Origin of the sequence: Amycolatopsis alba DSM 44262, assembly GCF_000384215.1 — a bacterium.
In the GTDB taxonomy this organism is placed as follows: domain Bacteria; phylum Actinomycetota; class Actinomycetes; order Mycobacteriales; family Pseudonocardiaceae; genus Amycolatopsis; species Amycolatopsis alba.
On sequence record NZ_KB913032.1, the window covers coordinates 2,055,803 to 2,074,533 of the forward strand.

The window sequence follows — 18,731 nt, forward strand, 5'->3', positions numbered from 1 at the left end:
CGGTGGATCTCTTCTCCCGCTCTTGGGCCGCGCTCCTCGCCGCTGTCGCCGAAACCCCCGACGAAGACTTCGCCAAACCGTCCGGCTGCGCCGGCTGGCTGGTGCAGGACCTGGTGTGTCACCTGGTGATCGATGCCCAGGACGTCCTGATCACTCTCGCGACCCCCGCTGAAACGGCGCCCACCCGCGACGCGGTGACCTACTGGGAGGTCAGCACCAAACCGCCGACCGGTGAAGACGACCTCGACGCGCTGATCGTGCGGCTCGCAGCCGCGTACCGGGAACCGCGGCTGCTCAAGTTCCACCTCGACGACGTCGGTTCCGCCGCGGGCCGCGCCGCCCGCCTCGCCGACCAGGGCACGATGGTCGCCACCCGCGACATCGTCCTGTCCGCGGGTGACTTCCTGGCCGCGTACGTCCTGGAATGGACACTGCACCACCTCGACCTCGTCGCGCACTTGCCGCACCTCGACGGGCCCGCCGCGGACAGCCTCGCCAAGACACGTCAGATCCTGGAGCAGCGCACCGGCGAAACGTTCCCCGCGTCGTTCTCCGACACGGACGCGCTCCTCGTCGGCACCGGCCGCCGCACGCCGACAGACACCGAAAAGGACGCCCTCGGCGACCTCGCCGCGAAGCTCCCCTTCGTCGTCGGCTAGCGGAGACCTGCGTGATCAGATCCGGAACTCACGTGCTTGGAGGCGGAACACTCGAGTTCCGCCGCCAAACACCCGAGTCACGTCCCTGATCACGCGAGTCACGCGGTCCGGGTCGACTCCGTCCACTTGCGCAGCCGGGGCGGGACACGCTTTTCGAGTCCGTAGTTCTCCAAGTGCGCGCTGAAGACCTCGTCGAAGGCGCGCTGCACGGTCTCGGTGTCCCACACCGGCCGCTCGAGGATGGGCTGCTTCAGGTACGGCTGCCCCATGACGTGCAGTTGCGGCCCGTTGCAGCGGATCATCTGCCCGGTGATCCCGTCGGATCCGGGGCCGAGCAGGAAGAGGACGACCGGCGCGATCCGCGACGGCGTCCGGTCCGGCGGGCACGACCGCAGCGACCGTTCGGACTTCCACACCATCCGGGTGTGCGCGAGCGGGCAGACCGCGTTCACGCGGATCCCGCTCTCCTCCAGGTCGAGCGCCCAGGAGTAGGTCAGCGAAGCGACGGCGCCCTTGCTGGCGGCGTACACGCCGAGCTTGCGCTGCCCGAGTGACGCCCCGGACGAGATGTTGACGATCGAGCCCGGTTCGCCGCGTGCGACCATCGCCTTGATCGCGGCGAGCCCGGTGTACATGACGCCGAGGACGTTCACCTCGACCAGTTCGCGGGCCTGCTCGACATCGTCCTCCCACGGCAACGCCTCGTAGTTCAGGCCCGCGTTGTTGACCAGCCCGTCGATCGCGCCGAACTCGGCGACGCAGAGGTCGACGATCTCCTGCGCCTGTTTCGGATCCGCGACGCTGTGCCCGCTGGCCACCGCCCTCCCGCCGAACCGGCGGATGTTCTCCGCCGTCTGTTCCGCCAGTCCGGCGTCGACGTCGTTGACCACGACGGCCCCGCCCGCCCTCGCCACGTGCACCGCGAACGCCTCGCCGAGGCCGCGACCAGCCCCGGTCACGACGACGGCCTTGTCGTCGAGCAAACCGTTCATCGCCTTCACCCCTTTGGCCCAGCCGGCCTCCACCTCCAGGCCGGTCTCTACTCAGTGTTGGCCCATTCGGCCCAGTCGAAACTCAGGCGGCGGCGAACGGCGTCCAGACTGCGCCGAGCGAGGGCGGACCGATCGGCGCACGGATACCGGCGGGCAAGTCAGGCCGACGTCACTCAACGGTCAGACGGCGTAGCTTGATCGGCCTAACAGGGGAAGGATTCACTGGTCTTCTGTTCGTCTCCCTGTAGTCAGAGGCATACTGAACGTTGTTCGGCGGGACGGCGAATGTGACTCCCTCGTCGGCCGCGTAACAAGGCAGGCAAGAATGCGAGGGAAAGAAGTTCACCCGATCGGGGGGAGGTGGTCACAGAGTGAAGACGAACGCGGCGCCACGGATGACCGCCGCCCTGGCCAACCGCGAGTTCCGCGCGCTCTGGCTCGCCGAGGTGCAGTCCCTCATCGGGGACCAGCTGACCATCGTCGCGCTGGCGATCCTCGTCTACGACCGCACCGGCTCCGCGCTGCTTTCCGCGGTGGTCTACTCCCTGACCTTCCTGCCCGCGCTGGCAGGCGGTCTCGGCCTCTCCCAGCTGGCCGACCGCTACCCGAGACGCACCGTCCTCGTCTACTCGTCGCTGCTCCAAGGCGTGCTGATCGCGACCATGGCGATCCCCGGCACCCCGCTCCCCCTGCTGTGCGGGCTGGTGGTGCTGGCCCGGCTCGCGAACGCGCCCGGCAACGCGGCACAGAACGCGCTGACCCGCGAGGTGTTCACCGACGACGACCTCTATCTCAAGAGCCAGGACATCCGCGGCATCTCGACCAACTCCGCCATGCTCCTCGGCCTGGCGGGCGGCGGGCTGCTGGTTTCACAGGTCGGCGTGAGCTGGGCGTTGTCCCTGGACGCCGCGACGTTCCTGCTGAGCGCGGCCCTGGTCCGGTTCTCCGTCTCCCGGCGGGCCGCCGCGTCCGACGGCAACGGCAGCTGGTTCGGCGCGGTGAAACAGGTCTTCGGCAACCGTCACCTGCGGGTGCTGGTCTGGTTCTCGTGGCTGGTCGGCCTGGCCGTCGTCCCCGAAGGGCTCGCCGCGCCGCTCGCCGCGGAGATGGGCGTGGGGAAACAGGCCGTCGGCTGGCTGCTGGCCGCCGATCCGCTGGGTTTCGTCATCGGGGCTTTCCTGCTGTCCCGGTTCGTCTCGGCGGAACAACGGCGGAAACTGCTCGGTGTGCTGGCCGCACTGCCGATGGTCGCCCTGATCGCCTTCGCGCTCAAACCGGGGCTGATCCCGGCGCTGCTCCTGCTGGCGGCGGCGGGTGCCGCGGGGGCGTACCTGATCACGGTGAGCGCCACGTTCATCACCTGGGTCCCGAACGGGCTTCGGGGCGGTGCCGGCGGGGTCTATCGCACAGGGTTGCGGGTGGCTCAGGGAATAGGGGCGGGACTCGGCGGGCTGGCCGCCGATCGACTCGGGGCCGCGACCTCGGCCATCGCGCTGGCAGGCATGGTCGGCCTGCTGCTGGCCGTACTGGTCGCGCTCAGCTGGGGGCATCTCAACGGATCCACCCCGGAACCGTTGCCGTCATGAGGAATCCACACTGGACGACCCCTGAGGCGGCACAGCCGCCCGGTGGGTTCGTACTCGGAGATCTCGACGGAACACCGCTTCAACACCAGGGTCTTCGGTACACGGGCGAAAAGAAACGACACTCGATCAGAAGTCACGGCTCGACACGGTCACACACCTCCCGGCCACCTCGTTGCTGCAAACTAATACCTTGTCCGGGCTCAGAAGTCACGACTGGACACTATCCGTCACCCCTTCCGCGTCGCTTCTCGAAAAACATTCAGCTGTCAAGATCAGAAATCACGGGACACGATTGCCACCTCCGGTCGGTGTTCACGGGCACCCTCGCCGGTGTCGAACAACTGATGCGATGGGATGATACCGGCCGTGGAATACGAACGGTGTATCAGTCGGTACCGGTGAGATTACTCAACCGTGCCCTCCGCGCGGAAAAGAGGTAGCAATTGCCAGCCGAGACCGGCGACGGCCGCCAGCACGGCGACGGCACCGGCGACCTTGACGAGCGAGCGGCGACGGCCGACGCGGAGAGCGGTGTACCGGTGACCGAACGCGGGCAGACAAGCCCGGAAGGTGACCAGGGTGAACCCCCGCAGCGCCATCCGTACGATCCCAGGGCGTGGGCCCTGTGGCAGCGGCCGAAACGGTTCATCGCGTTCCTTTTCGCGATGGAGGTCATCGGAATCGCGATCATGGTCTTCGCGACGATGCATTCCACGAATCCGGGAAAAACAGACTGGGTTCGTTTCGCGATTCTCGCCGTCGGCGCGACGGCACATATTCAGCTCACCCAGCGCCAAGAGGAAAGGCGACGCGATCGCAGTCGCACCGTCCTCATCGACCTCACCGCGGTCTGGACATTTCCAGCGGCGGTCATCCTGCCGCTTTCACTGACGCTTTCCATCATCGCGATCGTCCGGATCCAGCATTGGTTCATCGCCCGGCGGCCCGCGCACAACTTCGTGTTCTCGTCGGTCACCCACGGCGTTTCGGTGACCTTGGCGTCGCTCACCTTCGCCGCGTTCGGGCCGCATGAATGGGGCCGGATTTCCGGCTGGGACACCTTCGGCGAATTCGGCGTCCTGATCCTCACCGGGATGGTCTTCGAAGCGGTCCAGATCGCCTACATCGGCGGCATCCTCGCGATCGGCTCGCCGAAGCGGCCCTCGATGTCGACCGTACTGGGCAATACGGCGGACAACCTGCTGGAAGCCATCACGATCGGCCTCGGCGCGGTCACCGCGGTACTGCTGTTGATCATGCCGCCGATGGTGATCGTGATGGCCGTGGTGACGGTGGTGTTCAATCGCCTCGCCGAGATCGACCAACTGCAAAACGATGCGCGGACGGACCCGAAAACCGGTGTTCTGAACATGCGCGGATGGTCGGAGTCGGCCGATCGGGCGCTCGGAAGGACCGCCCGATCGGACGACAACCTCGCACTTCTGATGATTGATCTCGACCACTTCAAGTGGATTAACGACACTTATGGACATCCCGCTGGCGACGACGTCCTCCGCGATGTGGCACAGAAATTGGACGAGGTCACCCGGCCCGCCGACGTGATCGGCCGGTTCGGCGGCGAGGAATTCCTCGTACTACTCCCGGATATCGACGAAACGGCGGCGAAACTCGCCGCCGAGCGAGTGCGCAGCGCTATCGCCGAACTGCATATAGTGACCACCGACAAACGGGGCAGCCGCGTCACGATCTCGGGCCGTACCACCTCGATCGGAGCGGCACTGTTCCCTCGCCACGGTGAATCACTGGAGGAGCTCTTGCACGCCTCCGACGCCGCCGTTTACGTCGCCAAGGAGAACGGCCGGAACCAGGTGCGGTTCGCCCAGGACGTGGAACGGCCCGCTCCGTCGGACTGAAGGCCATCCGGGCACCCGGTGGGTGAACCAGGGGGTTATCCGGATGTCGGCCCCGATCGGCGGATGGCACCCTGGACGCCATGTCAGCGACAGCCGAATCCGACGGCCCGCCTGCCCGGATCCGGCGGCCCTGGTCGACTTCCGGCTGGTTGCTGCTGGTCACGGTGCTGGTGTTCGGGTTCGGCCTGATCGCGTCGCGGCCTGCCTCGCCGCCGGACCAGGGTCCGCCGACGGGTGATCTCCTCGCCGCCCAGAACGCGGTCGACGCGCTGGTCCGGCCGGGCCCGGTCGAGAACGTCATCGCCGAACTGCCCGCCGACTTCACCGCGGTCAGCGGGATCACCCCCGGTGTGATGACGGCACGCGACGGCACCGTGCGCGCCGTCCACACCGACGGGGGTTGCTCGGCGCCCTGGGGCGACGACAACACCAAATGGGACTACGCGATCCCCTGCAAGGCCCACGACCTCGGCTACGACATCCTCCGCTACGCCGAACGCAAGGGGCACCCGCTCGGCCAGGAGGCCAGGGCCTCGCTCGACGACCGGCTCTCGGCCGACATGCACCACACCTGCGTCATCAACCCGATGGACTCACGCGGCACCTGCGACGTCGTCGCCTCGCTCTACACCGCAGGCCTCGTGCTCAACTCCTGGCACCAGCGCTGGGGACCGCCGGTCGGCGACCCGCTCGGCCCGATGATCGTCGGGGTGCTGGTGATCGGCGCGCTGCTGGTGTTCCGCCTGCGCGGCTGGGCCCGCCTCCGCCGGACCACCGTCACGCTTCCCCGCGAGCCGCGCCCGGTGCGTCCGGTCGGCCGCTGGGCGTTGCTCGGGGTCGCCGGGGTCGTGCTGATGCTGCTCGGCGAATCCGCCGTCGCCCTCGCGCACTGGGCGGGCGCCCCGGAGCGGTCGCTGTGGCCGTTCACCTGGCTCGCCCAGCTCTGCCCGCTGATCTTCTTCGCGGTGGGCCGGATCAACGAAGCGGGCTGGCGCTCGATCCGCGCGAGGAGCGGCCACTATCCGCAGTACCTCGCCGACCGCGCGAGCCCACTGCTGCGCCCGGCGCTGATCTTCGCCGTCGTCGCGCTGGTCGTCCCGCTCGCGCTGGAAGTACTGGGGATCCCGACGGGGACGAACGCCACCGTCATGCGGATCGCGCTGCACCCGCTCTGGCTGCTCGGCGTCTTCCTGCTGACCGTCGTCCTCGCGCCGGCGCTGCTGGCGCTCTATCGCCGGACGCGCACCGTCTCCATCGCCGGGCTGCTGGCCTTGACCCTGGCGAGCGAAGCCGCGGCGCAGTGGTCCGGTTCGCCTGTCCCGCGCTACGCGGAGACGTTGTTCCTCGCGCTGTTCGTCCAGCAGCTGGCGTTCGCCCACGCCGACGGCGTCCGCCTGCCGCGTGGTGTTCTCCTGATGACGGCGTTCACCGGCGCCGCCGGGCTCGGCCTCGCGGTCGCCGTCCGCGGCGAAGGGCCGATGCTGCTCGGCGGTCCCGGCGCCCCGGCCGCGTTGTCGGGCCCGCCGTGGGGCGTGCTCCTGCTCGGCCTGGTCCAGCTCGCGCTGCTCGGCCTGCTCGCCCGGCCGCTGGCGCGGCTCGGTGGACGTCCCGCGATCGCCGCCGCCGCCCGCCTCGTCCTGCGCGCCCCGATGAGCCTCTACCTGGGCTTCCTGTCCGCGATGCTGCTGCTCGTGGCGGTCGTCTACCTGCCGGGCCCGTTCGTGGACGGGCTCAGCTGGCTGGTCCGGCCGAGGATCCTGCTCGCGCTCGCCCTGCTGGCCGTGCCCGCCGTCCTCGTCTTCTGGTGGTTCGAGCGGCACTGGAACACTCAACCGCGTGGACCGCAGCAGCGGGCGGTCGACGAGCCGGGCCTGCGCGCCGCGGTGTTCTGCCGTGCGGCGGCGACGGTCGGGATGGCGTACGCGATGCTCGGCGTGTTCGGGTTCGCGCTGACCCGGTTCGGTGGCGCGTCGGCCGACGCCGACCTCCTCGGCCTCCGGTTCGGGCCGGTCCAGAGCCTGGTCAACCTGCTGCTGGGGGTGTACCTGCTGCACACCGTGCGGAACGGCACCAGCCGGATGACCGGGACCTGGCTGGTGTGTGCGGTCGCGTGCGCGCCGCCCCTGATGGGCGCCCTCGACGGGAAGCACGTCAGCGCCGCCTCGGTCGCCCTGCCGGTCGCGACGATCGTCGTCGCGATGCTCGCGGCGGCCGCCACCCTGGTCCCGGCCCGCGCGGCCCGGCGGGTCCTGCCCTGAGTCGTACAGCGCTGACCAGGCATTCTCCGTACCATTGAGGAGAAACCGGTGGTGCGTGCCACATCTTCGGGGGGATGTGTAATCCTGCGACAACCCGCAACAGGCACCATGCGTCCCTTGAGAAGACCGTCGACCGGTACGAGCAGAAGGAGCAGACCGCGTGGAGTACCCGCCTCGGAATGGGCATGGGGATCGACGTCCCGCCCGGCCTAGGCAGGACGCGCCCGGACGCGTTCCTTCCCGCCCGGCCCCGCCTCGTGGAGCCCGCCCGGCGCCCGCCCGCCAGGCCGCCGGTCCACCGCCCCGCCGCCCCGAACCGCGGCGTTCCCCGCGACGCCCGTTCCGCGGGCCCAAGATCGCACTGGGCATCGTCTCGCTGCTGGTGATGGGCCTGACCGGATACGCGTGGGCCGCGATGGACGGACTGACCTTCGCGAACGTCGGCATCGGCGCCGACGAGGGCGAAAAGCCCGCCGACGGTGCCCGCGACATCCTGCTGGTCGGCCTCGACAGCCGCACGGACGCGCAGGGCAACCCGCTGTCCAAGGAGGTCCTCGCCCAGCTGCGCGCCGGGCAGGCCGACGGCGAGCTGAACACCGACTCGCTGATCTTCGTGCACATCCCGAACGACGGTTCGAAAGCCGTCGCGATCTCGCTGCCGCGCGACTCTTACGTCGACATTCCCGGCGGTTTCGGCAAGCACAAGATCAACTCGGCGTATGCCCGCGCGATGCTCGACGAGCGCAAGAAGCAGCAGGAGAACGGCGTCTCCGACCCGAAGGAACTCGACCAGAAGGCCAACGAGGCCGGAGCGAAGACCCTGATCAAGACGGTCGAGCAGCTGACCGGCTCGACCATCGACAACTACGCCGCCATCAACCTGCTGGGCTTCAGCGAGATCACCCAGGCCATCGGCGGGGTCGACGTCTGTCTCAACGACGACGTCGACGACCAGTTCTCCGGCGCGAAGTTCACCAAGGGCCCGCACACCATCTCCGGCGTGGAGGCGCTCGGCTTCGTCCGGCAGCGCCACGGGCTGCTGCGAGGCGACCTCGACCGCGTCGTCCGGCAGCAGGTGTTCATGGCCGGGATGGCACGGAAGGTGCTCTCGGCGGGCACGCTCACGAATCCTGGCAGGCTCAACGACCTGATCGCGGCCATCAAGAAGTCGGTCGTGCTCAACCAGAACTGGGACATCTTCGGCTTTGCGCAGCAGATGAAGGGCCTGACCGGCGGGCAGCTCGAGTTCCGGACGATCCCGGTCGTCAACATCGAGTACAAGACCCCGAACGACGGCGTCGCGATCCAGGTCGACCCGAAACAGGTCAAGGACTTCGTCCAGGGGCTCGCGGGCCCGCAGCCCGGCGAGCAGCCGCCGCCGTCCGCCGAGTCGCCCAACAAGGCGACCACGGTCGACGTCCGGAACTCCACGACACGGGACGGACTGGCCTCGGCGGTGCTGAAGCAGCTCGTCGACAAGGGCTTCACCGCGGGCGACACGGCCACCGCGAGCGCGCGCAAGAAGACGGTGGTCTGGGTCGCCAAGGGCGAGAAGGCGGCGGGACAGGCCGTCGCCGACGCGCTCGGCGGCAACCCCACGGTCCAAGAGGACAAGAGCGTCGAGGCCGGGCATGTGATGGTCTTCCTCGGCTCGGACTTCAAGGCGCCGAGCGGCGCGGAGGGCTCCGGCTCCTCGCAGAACGCCGCCGCTCCGCCGCCCCAGCAGTCCGACGAGCAGCCGATCACCGCCGAAGGTGTCCCCTGCGTCAACTAACGCGCCCTCCAGCGCGCGTGATCCTGTCCGTGCGAGCGTCGCGAAAGCCACTTTCGGGACGTCAGATGTCCTGAAAGTGGCTTTCGCGACACGGCGCCCCAGGTGGCGCGGGGCCCGGATGAACCCTGGCGGCCACCGAAACGGCCCTCCGCACGCCTTTTCTTCACCCGTTCGGCCCAACAGGTCAAAATCGGTATGAAAAGCACCCCCGAAACCGCGTAAGAGCGGGCGACCTGCCGACTTTCATACACGTGAGTGCGCTCGTGCCGCTTTTTGTCACAGGGAGCGAGCCGGTGGAAGAGGGGTCGGGGAGAGTGCTGATCGACGCTGAGAGCTATCAGCGGATACTCGGAGACGAGCTCCGCAAGCTCCGCCGTAAACGTGGCTGGACACGCAAGGAACTGAACCAGCATCTGCAGAGCGAGATCTCGCTCCAGACGCTGGCCACCTACGAGCTGGGCACCCGCCACTGTTCGGTGGTGCGGCTGGTCGAACTGTGCGTCGCGATGGACGAGCTGCCACAGGACCTGCTGGCCAAGGTGCACCGCCGGGTGTTCGTGGACGAACCGGGCCGGGTCCGGATCGACCTGCGCCTGGTGATCGACGACGACCAGGAAGAACTGCTCCCCCTGCGACGGTGGGCGGACGACCGGCTCAAACGGCCGGGCGACAACGGTTCCGCCGAAGTCCATCTCGACTTCGCGGCGCTGGAGCGGATGGCCGAACTCTGCGGCATCCCCACCGTCGATCTCATCGGAAGGCTTCGCCGGCTCAACCCCTCATGAGCGCGGCATTCCCCGGTCCGTGAAGGCCATGCCCCCCATCTTGGCTTTCACGGACCCTCCCTCTTTCTTACTCAAAGTAGGTTACCTTCGGTAGAATGTCGCCGTGACGACGGCGAAGCGCAAACGCATGCCACGAGCAGAGCGAATGCGGCAGATGATCGAAATTGCCGAGGAAGTCTTCGCCGAACGCGGCTACGGCGCGGCGTCGATGGACGACATCGCCGAACGCGTCGGGGTCTCCAAGCCGATGCTCTACGAGTACTTCAACTCGAAAGAGGGGCTGCTGCTGGCCTGCATCCAGCAGTCGCGGGCGGCGCTGCGCGAGGTCACCGAACGGGCGACCGCCGGCGCGACGTCCGCCGAGGACGCGCTGCGGCGCGGCCTGCTCGCCTTCTTCGTCTTCATCCGGGAACGACGGCAGGCCTGGTCGCTGCTCCGCCACGAGATGGCGCTGATCGGGGCCGGCGCCGCCGACGAGATCGAGCAGACCCGGCGCCAGCAGACCGACCTGATCGCCGCGCTGATGAGCGACTACTTCGACGCGGGCGACGACCTGCGGGCCGAGGCGTCCGCGGAATTCGTCGTCGGCGCGTGCGAACGGCTCGCGATCTGGTGCGAGCGGCACGAGGACGTCAGCCCCGAACTGGCGACCGACTACGCGATGGACGTCCTCTGGCCGGGCCTGTCCGCGCGGGCCCGCTGAAACGACTGTGAAGATGCGCGTGCATTAGGCCATTCGGTCGTCACTCAGAGCACATTGCCGCCAGTGTCTTGTGACACAGAGTTGTCCTACTGTATCGATGACACTGTAGAAACTCTGATGGACAGTCACGGCCTCGGTCAGGAGGGGGCGCCACTACCCGAAAGTGGCGTCATGACGAGGGCGTGGCGAAGTCCACAGAGTGACGCATGCTCGCGAGGAGAGGGGTGAGGCGGATGACCGAACCGATCACCGCGTCGTACGTCCAGGAGGACGACGACTGGAAGGTCACGGTCAGCGGCTCCGGTAAGGAACTGACCGGTCGCGCACCGGGCATCATCGCGGCGAGGGACCGGGCCGACCAGCTGGTCGAGAAACTGTCCCCGCCGGAGAGGTCGACCGTGGTGCACTTGCTCAACGGCAGTGCGTTCGACTTCACCGCCGCCTACATGACGGCGAGGCTGACGCTCCCGGAGATCGAACCGCTCGAGGTTCCTCCCCCGGCGAACGGCAAGGCCAAAGAGAAGATCGACGCCAAGCCCCCGGTGCCGCAAGGCAAGGAGCTCCCGAAGGCCGTCGACGAGGCGAAGGCCCCGGAGAAGGCCGAGCCTGCCAAGACACCCGCCAAGGCGGCCCAGACCTCCTGAGAGCTACTTCAGGAGCTTGCGGATCAGCAGCACGCCGATCAGCACCGCCCCGCCGATGAGCGGGTACTTCACCTTGGGCTCGTCCAGCTTCGCGCGCAGACCGGACTTCGCGGAATCCACCAGCTTCGCGGGGTTCGCCTTCGTGCCCAGCTGGTCGAGCGTGGCGACCAGCGCGTTCCTGGCCTGCTCGATCTCACGCTCGATGGTCTCGGGATCGCGAGCCACGTGTCCTCCTCGCCGCGACGGACTTGCTGGAAGCCCACGTTAGAGGACGCCACCCCCCGCGGCGGCACCGGCCACGCCGAGAAACGCCGATCGTGTCGCACGATACGATTTCAGGGCAGTACTGGGGGCCCGTAGCCCAATTGGCAGAGGCACACGGTTTAGGTCCGTGCCAGTGAGAGTTCGAGTCTCTCCGGGCCCACCCAGCACGTCAGCACCCGAGGTCTCGGGTTGACTACGGATCATTGATATCCAGGCTGGTTTGATCCGAGTCTGGCCGACTCACGACCACGCCTAGCTCGGAAAGAACCCGGTCAGCGCGTCACGGCGGATCTTCTGCACCAGTGCGAGCTGCTCTCGCAATAGTCGCTCATGTTCATCCAGCCGCGTCATCGCGTCGGCTATCACCTGCTGCACCCCGAGATCAGGTAGCACGATCGGTAACTCTCCTAACACGTTGAGCGAGATGGTCTTCATGGTCATGCTTCCCGTGGAGTGGGCTTCCAGCCACTTACGCGCCTCTGGGCTACGGAGGTACGCCGCGAGATAGTCGGCGTTGAGCCTGGCGGGAGGCCGAAGCACGAAGCAGCCGGTTCCACAAAGCCAGCCCTGCTGTTCCTGACGAACAACAGCACATCGCCCCAGCTCTCCACGGCGTGCCAGCACGACGTCACCACGGCGGAGACGGAAGCGTTCCAGACTCTCGGCCTGCCGCTCAGTGATGTATCTGATGTTCGCAACGCTGAAACCGTTACCTGTCAGGTCCTTGGGCATGACGACAGGGACACCGCCGGCATCCACGTAGTCTTCGGCACGGATGAGGCTTCCCGAAGGCCCGGCGACGAGCAGACCGGGGCCCGAGTCTTCGACCGCGCCTTCTCCGGTGCCGCTCACGATGCTTACGAGCGACACCCTCGGAGGTTCGATCCCGCTGCGAGTCAATCGCTCGCACCGGCTGAAGTTCCTCAGGAGGTCGGCGTTGGAATCAGACATGGCTCCGTCATGCCGAACCAGCTCACCCAGCAATAGATCCATGTCCTGCGTCGATGTCGACCACTCCTGCTCGACGTCGACGTACAACCGGGGGTCGAGGCTGCCATCGTTCTCAAGGATCTCCTCATGCGTGACCGAGCAGGAAAACCCTGTTTCATCGGGCGTTGCACGAGGAGACCGCAGCCACGCATGAAGCCGGCCGTCGATGCGGTTCTTGTCCTCCGTGGTCAGCACACGTGGCTGCCTAGGCACCTGCGTCCCAAGCCGGCTGGCGTCGATGAAGAGAACGGCATCTGCCTCATCGCTCGGCAAATGGCGGGACTTGTCGCGGGCGAGCATCCAGATGTGCACCGGGATCGAAGTGTGCGGAAAAAGATTCGGCGGCAACGCGATGATGCCGAGGAGCGCGCCGCTGGTGATCATTCTTTTGCGGATCTCCGCCTCACGGCCGTCGGACCAGGCGGCCCGCGGCGGCATGATCATCGTTGCGAGCCCGTCCTCGCTCAGCCGGGTCCACGCAAGCTGAAGCCAGGCGAAATTCGCATTGGACGCAGACGGCTGACCGAAGGGCCAGCCTACGGCGTCGATGTCCTCCACGCGCTGATTGAACGGTGGATTACTGATCACCCGGTCGAAAAGGCCGCTGTTCCGGCCCTGGAACAACGACACCGGATCAGAGGCACGTACGACGGGCCGATCCACGCCATGGATGGCCAAATTCATCATCGCCAACCGCGGGTTACTGCGATCCGTGGCGTATGCCTCGAAGGAAGCGCCATCGACCCGACCGGACCCGGCGATTCGCTGTGCCGCAGCCGCGAGCAGACCACCGGACCCGCAGGCCGGATCGAGGATCCGGTCTCCAGGCTGCGGGGACGCCAGCTCGACGAGCAGGCGTACGACAGCACGCGGAGTGTAGAATTCTCCCACGGAAACGGTGCCCTCCTGGACGTGGCGTTCGAGGAGCAGTTCGCCGACCTCCGGCAATCCGGCCTCGGCCAGCGTCGGACGCTGGCCCAGTGCGACGAGGAACGCGGCCGCCCATGGGATGTCGTCCGACTCTTCATCACCGGCGAGCCACCCGACGTTGAGATCGCGAAGGTCGGGCACGGGAAAGCGCGCATGCCGGCTGGCGTTCGTCATCGCAGCCCGCAGATCGATCAGCGGCGAGAGGCCGATTCCGGCCTCCGCGACAGCGCGCCCCCACCGCTTTACGAACTCGTCCTCCGGATCTCCCTCCGACTCGACGAAGCGTGCAAGTACCAGGATCGCGAGCATGGATGCGAGGTCACCGAACGTGTTCCTGCCCCGCTGATAGGGCGCGTACGTTCGCCAAAGCCGGTCAACGACGTCAGCTGCGTGACTCTTCGCCGCCATGTTCTCCACGTGAAATCTCCTCTTTCCGACCTGACCTACTTCTGACTGATGAGGTACGCCACCGCGACGACAAGCACCAACAGACACAGCCTTAGCGTCATACCCGTGCTTTGCATCGCCTTCCCAAGCAGCTCAAAGAACGACTTCACTCTCAGGCTCCCCTCGCCTTCAATTTTGGAGCTGTGCGCAGCAGGGCTGCGCATAACCCCGTCTTCAATCCCTGACCGCCTTCGCCGCACGTCCACCGGAGGCAGCGGCCGAACGAAGGTCAAATTAGCAGCCAGATTCGACCAGGCCTAACGAGTACGACTCACCTCGCCGACCCGTTGGTTACATGCGCAGCCATGCTGCGCACAGTCGAGCTAGCGATCTGGCTGCTCACAGGCACACGGCAAGCGACGCGCAGCTTCCGGAGTCCGGCAATGCACGAGACCGAAGCGTGACCGGAGTCACAGATCACGACCGCAGGCTCCAGTAGCAAGCACGTGAAACTGAGCTCTCAGAGCTAGCGGCCGCAGATGAGATCACTCGTGTCGCCCAGGGACATCATCGGATCGAGCGTCCTCAGCGCCGCCATGCCTCGATGAGCTCGTCCGGGCCGAAAGTGGCCGCCAGCGGCAGTCCTTCCTCAACACCACTGCGGGAGACGGCGACCAGCGGAGTGATGTGGTCACGTCCAGGGATCGTCATGGATCCGGCGATGAGACTTTCCAGCTCGCGCCTTCCGAAGAGGTCGTTCTCCAGCCACTTGATCGAGCCGGTGAACGCGATGCGGGTCGCCGCGGGCTGTTCACGGTCGGCGCCGACCAGGTCGATCTCAGGGTTGTTCTGCCGATTCCACCAGCCACCGACGAACTCCGCGTCGGGCAGGCGGTCGTCGGGCAACAGCCGAGTGAGAGCGGCACGGATGACCGGTTCGACAGCGCGGCCGCGCCATGATGTCCAGGATCGTTCGATCCGCGCGGCGACCAGATCACCGCGCCCGCGTTCGACCTCGCCAATTCCCCGTTGCAGGAAGGCCAGCCAGAACCGCAGGTACGAGTCTTCGATCCGGTAGCGCTTGTTCTTGGTGTCGGGGCGAGTGGCCAGTGGGGTGTCGACGGCGACGATGCGCTTGGCCGTCAAGGTGTTCAGGATGGGTGCGAGAGTGCCCGACGGAATCGGGTCACCGGCTCCGATCCGGTTGGCGATCGTGCTGAACGTCCGTTCACCGGTACCGATCGCCTCCAGAGCCGAGCGGCTGTGCGATGGCTCGGGGACCTCGCCGAGCAGCGAGAGCTCCCCGGCCATCAGCAACGGGGAGAGCGGGTCCGAGAGCTGGTCGCACAGGAACGCCTGCCGGTCGGTGCCCGGCTTCCAGCGTTGGACGATCTCGGGAAAGCCGCCCGTGATCAGGAACGCGTCGATCGCCTCGGCGGATTCGAGCGAGGTCATCTCCTGCACGTCGCCAGGGTTGAGAGGACGAACCAGCATACGGGCGGCACGGCCATGAAAGGGCCGGCCGTATTCCTGAAGGGACTCCATCGTCGAAAGATCACTGCCGACAAGCAGCAAGAGCACAGGCTTGGCGGACAGGTACCGATCCCAAACGGTCTGAAGGGCACCCTCGAACTCGCTGTCCTGCTCAACAAGCCAGGGCACCTCATCCAGGACGACGATGCTCGGTTCGCGCTCAGGAACAGCGATCGCCAGGGCTCGCAAGGCCTGGTTCCAATCGGCGCCGACCGCCCCGGCGACGAGATCGGCACCGGGGAGTGAGGACTGGGCGAGCGCAGCGGTGAAGTCACCACGCTCAGCGGCCGGATTCCGACCACGCGAGGCTTGGAACACCACATACGGCGCATCCGAGCGGTCGCAGAACTCCTGGACCAGCCGGGACTTTCCCACCCGGCGGCGACCGGTGACGATCACGGCCTGCCCAGGGGTCGTCGCGACCCCGTCGCGGACCACGCACAGCTGCCTGTCCAGCAGCTTCAGGTCGTTCGAACGTCCTCGAAATCTCACAACCTCTGACCTTATCTAAGTATGATCTAATCTTACTTAGATTGAATCATACTTTACCCAGCCTGATGAGACGAGCGAACCCGAGCACACAACTGCCGGACGACCCGACGTCAGCCTTTTCTCTTTCGCAAGCGACCGGTCAGCCATGCCCGGCTCCCGGCCACGGTCAGCCCATCTCGTGCCACATCGCGCAGAACAGCCTCGTCGTACGCTCGGTCGGCGAGTTCAGCTTCGGCGAACTCCAGAGGGCGAGCGTCGTTGCCGGTCCAGCGGGTCACCTCGACCGCCAGTTCATGGACTTGCGTTTCCCATCGGTCGTCGTCGGCGTCATCCGGCCGGATCAGCAGGAGGTCCACATCGCTGTCCTCCGCCATCCCGCCACGTGCCGCCGAGCCGAACACCGCGGCATAGACCGGCAGGATCTCCCAGGACTCGAGGCGGTCCTCGATGCGTTCCAAGAGCGTCTTCTGAAGCTGCGCGAGCCCGATGATGTGCTCCGCCGCGAGGTGGTCACGGTTGAGGCGGTACGCGAACGCGTTGCCGACCCGGTCGGACAGCACGACACCCTGCTTCGTCAGGCGCCGCAGCACCTTGCGAATCCCCTCCTCCGAATGCCTCGTCAGAAGGCGATGCAACTGGCCGGTCGTGAAGATGCCGTCATGGTTGGCGAGCACGGCGAGGACGTCGCCGTCGAGCGTTGGGGTGACCGTCATCAACGGCCGGCTCAAGTCCACGGTCCAACTCCTCAGGGAAGCCGTGACAACTATAGTACAGGATGCCCAACTATAGTACATATAGCGGTCTTATAGTGGGCACGGTGCTCGCCCGCTCGGTGACCACTTGGCTCACGCAGACGCGGGCCGACATCACTCTCACGATCAAGAGCCGTGAAGGAACGCAGATCAAGATCAATGTGAACCGGGCGAAGGACGCTCAGGGCGTGATCCGCGAGATCGGTGAACTGATCGAGAAGAGTGAGCATCGGCGCCCTGCCCTGGAAGGCGAACCACCGGAGGATCAGGGCGCCTCGTGAGTGGTAAGGACGGTTAGAGCGGACCAGCATTTACCTACCCACGCCTGACCTGCGCATGGGTGGCGGTTCCGCGCTGTCGGTTCGACGGTGAAGGAATTGGGACGTTCAACGTCCTGATTCCTTCACCGTCGAGCGGGTCGCCCGGTCTTGAATCTTGATCAACGGAAGATCCGGGACACTCACCGTCCCCAATCCTCCGTTGATCAAGGTCGCACCGGTCACGACCAGTGGCAGATACGCGACGAGGGAAGTTTCCGGACGTTCAACGTCCCAAATCCCTCATCACCGAGACCGAGCGTGGAGGAATCAGGACGTTCAACGTCCCAGATCCTCCACACCCGACCGCCAGCCACACCAGTGGGTAGGCAAATACGGGTCCGTTAGAACCATCCGTACCAATCACGAGTCCGGATGATCAGCGCACCCGGTCGTAGACCAGCGCCATCTCTCCCGGCTCCCCGACCTCCTGATAGGCCAGCGTCCATTTCGACGCGGGCAGACCGTCGACGAACAGCCGCTGCCCGCCGCCGGTGATCTCGGGGCAGATCATCAGGTACAGCCGGTCGATCAGGTCGTCCGCCAGCAAGGCTTTGATGACGCCGGCGCTGCTGTTGACCAGGATGTCGCCTTCCCCGTTCGCCTTCAGGTCGGCGATGACGTCGGCGGCCGGGGCGTTCACGACGCGGGCGCGGTCCCAGGGTGCGTCGGTCAGTGTCGTGGAGAAGACCACCTTTTCGGCGTCCACCAGCCACTTCGCGTAGGCGCGGTCGCGTGGGTCGGCGTTCTCGTCGACGGCGACGGCAGGCCAGAAGCCCAGGAATCCCTCGGCGTTCAGTCTGCCGAGCACCGCGGTGGTCGCGGTTTCGTGGATGCGGGCGAGGTGCGCGCGGGCGACGTCGGTGGTGGCGTACGAGACGATCGCGCCCATGTCGCCGGGACCGCCGGGACCGCTGTAGTGGCCGTCGAGGGTGAGGCTGATGTTCGCGGTGACGCGGCGGCCGGTCGGGTTCGACATGTCGTTCAGTCCTTTTCTTGAGTGAGCCGGGCAGCGAGGTTGTCGAGCACCTGGCCCCAGCCGGTTTCGATCCCGGCGATGAAGGGGACGGCCTCGACCGTGGTTTCGGTGACGCGCAGATCGAGCCGGAGCCGGGTCCCGCCCGGCACCTCGGTGAACTTCAGGTCGTAGTGACCGGTGAAGAAGACTGCCCCCTTGGCGTCCAGCACCGAGAGGTCGAACTCAAGGTGTTCGAATTCGGTCGCGGCGCGGACCTCGCCCGCGGAGCGATACCGCCCTTCCGCGTCGCGGTAGTCGAGCACCGCTCGTCCACCAGCCCACGGTTCGAGGACGCAGTCGGTGACGGTCATCGAGGGCGGCGCCCACCACGACGCGAGCAGCGCGGGCTCGGTCCAATGCCGCCAGACGTCGTGCCGCGACGCGGCCAGCGGACGGTCGAACGAGAACGTCCGCCCGTCCGCCCACCGGTCGTGGTCCGCGACCGCCACGCTCTCGCTGATCGCGGCCTGATAGCGCGTGAGGACATCTCGCTCGCCCTCGTTCGCCTCGATGGTCGCGATCAGCGCCCGCAACTGTCCTTCGAAGTCCTTCAGCCGGCCCGCCTCGACCGCGTAGACGCGACGCTGCCCGAGCGGGAAGACCGTCACGAGACCGGCACGGGCGAGGGTCTGCAGGTGCTTGGTGGTCTGCGGCTGCCGCAGGCCGGTCAGCTCGGCGAGCTCACCGACGGACCGGGGCCGTTCGGCGAGCAGCTCGACGATGCGCCACCTCGCTCCGTCTCCCAGCGCTGCCGCGATCTGCTCCATGCCCAG

16 protein-coding genes and 1 tRNA gene are annotated in these 18,731 nt (G+C 66.8%); 10 read left to right on the forward strand and 7 right to left on the reverse strand.

Annotated elements, in window-relative coordinates; all coding sequences use genetic code 11:
• The first annotated feature begins 2 nt into the window (after positions 1-2).
• Positions 3-659 (forward strand): maleylpyruvate isomerase N-terminal domain-containing protein, encoded by a 657-nt coding sequence (locus AMYAL_RS0109510; RefSeq protein ID WP_020631074.1) that lies wholly within the window; start codon positions 3-5, stop codon positions 657-659.
• Between the two features lie 98 nt (positions 660-757).
• Here the strand turns inward: AMYAL_RS0109510 and AMYAL_RS0109515 are convergent, their stop codons facing one another.
• A complete protein-coding gene (locus AMYAL_RS0109515; protein WP_026466900.1) occupies positions 758-1,651 on the reverse strand; it encodes an SDR family NAD(P)-dependent oxidoreductase in 894 nt (297 codons plus the stop codon).
• A 371-nt stretch (positions 1,652-2,022) separates the two neighbouring features.
• Here AMYAL_RS0109515 and AMYAL_RS0109520 point away from each other — a divergent pair, with 371 nt between their 5' ends.
• The 7 genes from AMYAL_RS0109520 to AMYAL_RS0109550 all read left to right on the forward strand — a co-directional run bounded on the left by AMYAL_RS0109520 (position 2,023) and on the right by AMYAL_RS0109550 (position 11,275).
• The gene (locus tag AMYAL_RS0109520; protein WP_020631076.1) at positions 2,023-3,237 is read left to right on the forward strand and encodes an MFS transporter; all 1,215 of its coding nucleotides are present in this window, start codon (positions 2,023-2,025) and stop codon (positions 3,235-3,237) included.
• 443 nt (positions 3,238-3,680) lie between these two features.
• On the forward strand, positions 3,681-5,111 hold the full coding sequence (locus AMYAL_RS0109525) for a GGDEF domain-containing protein (RefSeq protein WP_020631077.1): 1,431 nt from the start codon (positions 3,681-3,683) through the stop codon (positions 5,109-5,111).
• Positions 5,112-5,191: 80 nt separating this feature from the next.
• On the forward strand, positions 5,192-7,369 hold the full coding sequence (locus AMYAL_RS0109530; RefSeq protein WP_020631078.1) for a phospholipase A2: 2,178 nt from the start codon (positions 5,192-5,194) through the stop codon (positions 7,367-7,369).
• Positions 7,370-7,529: 160 nt separating this feature from the next.
• Entirely contained in the window at positions 7,530-9,143 is a 1,614-nt protein-coding gene (locus AMYAL_RS0109535; RefSeq protein ID WP_039793902.1) for an LCP family protein, read from the forward strand.
• A gap of 314 nt (positions 9,144-9,457) precedes the next feature.
• Complete coding sequence (locus AMYAL_RS0109540) at positions 9,458-9,928, forward strand: helix-turn-helix transcriptional regulator (protein ID WP_020631080.1); 471 nt, start codon at positions 9,458-9,460, stop codon at positions 9,926-9,928.
• Positions 9,929-10,073: 145 nt separating this feature from the next.
• Positions 10,074-10,631, forward strand: a complete 558-nt coding sequence (locus AMYAL_RS0109545; RefSeq protein WP_020631081.1) for a TetR/AcrR family transcriptional regulator — start codon at positions 10,074-10,076, stop codon at positions 10,629-10,631.
• Between the two features lie 233 nt (positions 10,632-10,864).
• On the forward strand, positions 10,865-11,275 hold the full coding sequence (locus AMYAL_RS0109550; protein WP_020631082.1) for a hypothetical protein: 411 nt from the start codon (positions 10,865-10,867) through the stop codon (positions 11,273-11,275).
• Between the two features lie 3 nt (positions 11,276-11,278).
• On the opposite strand, the gene AMYAL_RS0109555 is transcribed toward AMYAL_RS0109550, so the two are convergent.
• A complete protein-coding gene (locus AMYAL_RS0109555; protein WP_020631083.1) occupies positions 11,279-11,500 on the reverse strand; it encodes a DUF3618 domain-containing protein in 222 nt (73 codons plus the stop codon).
• Positions 11,501-11,625: 125 nt separating this feature from the next.
• Between AMYAL_RS0109555 and AMYAL_RS0109560 the strand changes: the two genes are divergently transcribed.
• Positions 11,626-11,699 (forward strand) — tRNA-Leu (locus tag AMYAL_RS0109560).
• A gap of 92 nt (positions 11,700-11,791) precedes the next feature.
• Here the strand turns inward: AMYAL_RS0109560 and AMYAL_RS0109565 are convergent.
• From AMYAL_RS0109565 to AMYAL_RS0109580, 3 genes are all read right to left on the reverse strand, one after another.
• The gene (locus tag AMYAL_RS0109565) at positions 11,792-13,867 is read right to left on the reverse strand and encodes an N-6 DNA methylase (RefSeq protein ID WP_143267883.1); all 2,076 of its coding nucleotides are present in this window, start codon (positions 13,865-13,867) and stop codon (positions 11,792-11,794) included.
• 564 nt (positions 13,868-14,431) lie between these two features.
• Positions 14,432-15,871 (reverse strand): ATP-binding protein, encoded by a 1,440-nt coding sequence (locus AMYAL_RS0109575; RefSeq protein ID WP_020631086.1) that lies wholly within the window; start codon positions 15,869-15,871, stop codon positions 14,432-14,434.
• 110 nt (positions 15,872-15,981) lie between these two features.
• Positions 15,982-16,605, reverse strand: a complete 624-nt coding sequence (locus AMYAL_RS0109580; RefSeq protein WP_026466903.1) for a nucleotidyltransferase domain-containing protein — start codon at positions 16,603-16,605, stop codon at positions 15,982-15,984.
• 83 nt (positions 16,606-16,688) lie between these two features.
• Here AMYAL_RS0109580 and AMYAL_RS0109585 point away from each other — a divergent pair, with 83 nt between their 5' ends.
• Positions 16,689-16,904, forward strand: coding sequence for an effector-associated constant component EACC1 (locus AMYAL_RS0109585; protein WP_143267882.1), 216 nt, complete (start codon positions 16,689-16,691; stop codon positions 16,902-16,904).
• Between the two features lie 415 nt (positions 16,905-17,319).
• Here the strand turns inward: AMYAL_RS0109585 and AMYAL_RS0109590 are convergent, their stop codons facing one another.
• On the reverse strand, positions 17,320-17,919 hold the full coding sequence (locus tag AMYAL_RS0109590; RefSeq protein ID WP_020631089.1) for a dihydrofolate reductase family protein: 600 nt from the start codon (positions 17,917-17,919) through the stop codon (positions 17,320-17,322).
• A 5-nt stretch (positions 17,920-17,924) separates the two neighbouring features.
• Positions 17,925-18,725 (reverse strand): metalloregulator ArsR/SmtB family transcription factor, encoded by an 801-nt coding sequence (locus tag AMYAL_RS0109595; RefSeq protein WP_020631090.1) that lies wholly within the window; start codon positions 18,723-18,725, stop codon positions 17,925-17,927.
• Positions 18,726-18,731: the final 6 nt, after the last annotated feature.

Bases quoted from the DNA above. Each gene is read 5' to 3' on its own strand.
- AMYAL_RS0109515 (WP_026466900.1), bottom strand. From the start codon at position 1,651: ATGAACGGTTTGCTCGACGACAAGGCCGTCGTCGTGACCGGGGCTGGT.
- AMYAL_RS0109530 (WP_020631078.1), top strand. From the start codon at position 5,192: ATGTCAGCGACAGCCGAATCCGACGGCCCGCCTGCCCGGATCCGGCGG.
- AMYAL_RS0109545 (WP_020631081.1), top strand. From the start codon at position 10,074: ATGCGGCAGATGATCGAAATTGCCGAGGAAGTCTTCGCCGAACGCGGC.
- AMYAL_RS0109550 (WP_020631082.1), top strand. From the start codon at position 10,865: ATGACCGAACCGATCACCGCGTCGTACGTCCAGGAGGACGACGACTGG.
- AMYAL_RS0109565 (WP_143267883.1), bottom strand. From the start codon at position 13,867: ATGGCGGCGAAGAGTCACGCAGCTGACGTCGTTGACCGGCTTTGGCGA.
- AMYAL_RS0109590 (WP_020631089.1), bottom strand. From the start codon at position 17,919: ATGTCGAACCCGACCGGCCGCCGCGTCACCGCGAACATCAGCCTCACC.
- AMYAL_RS0109595 (WP_020631090.1), bottom strand. From the start codon at position 18,725: ATGGAGCAGATCGCGGCAGCGCTGGGAGACGGAGCGAGGTGGCGCATC.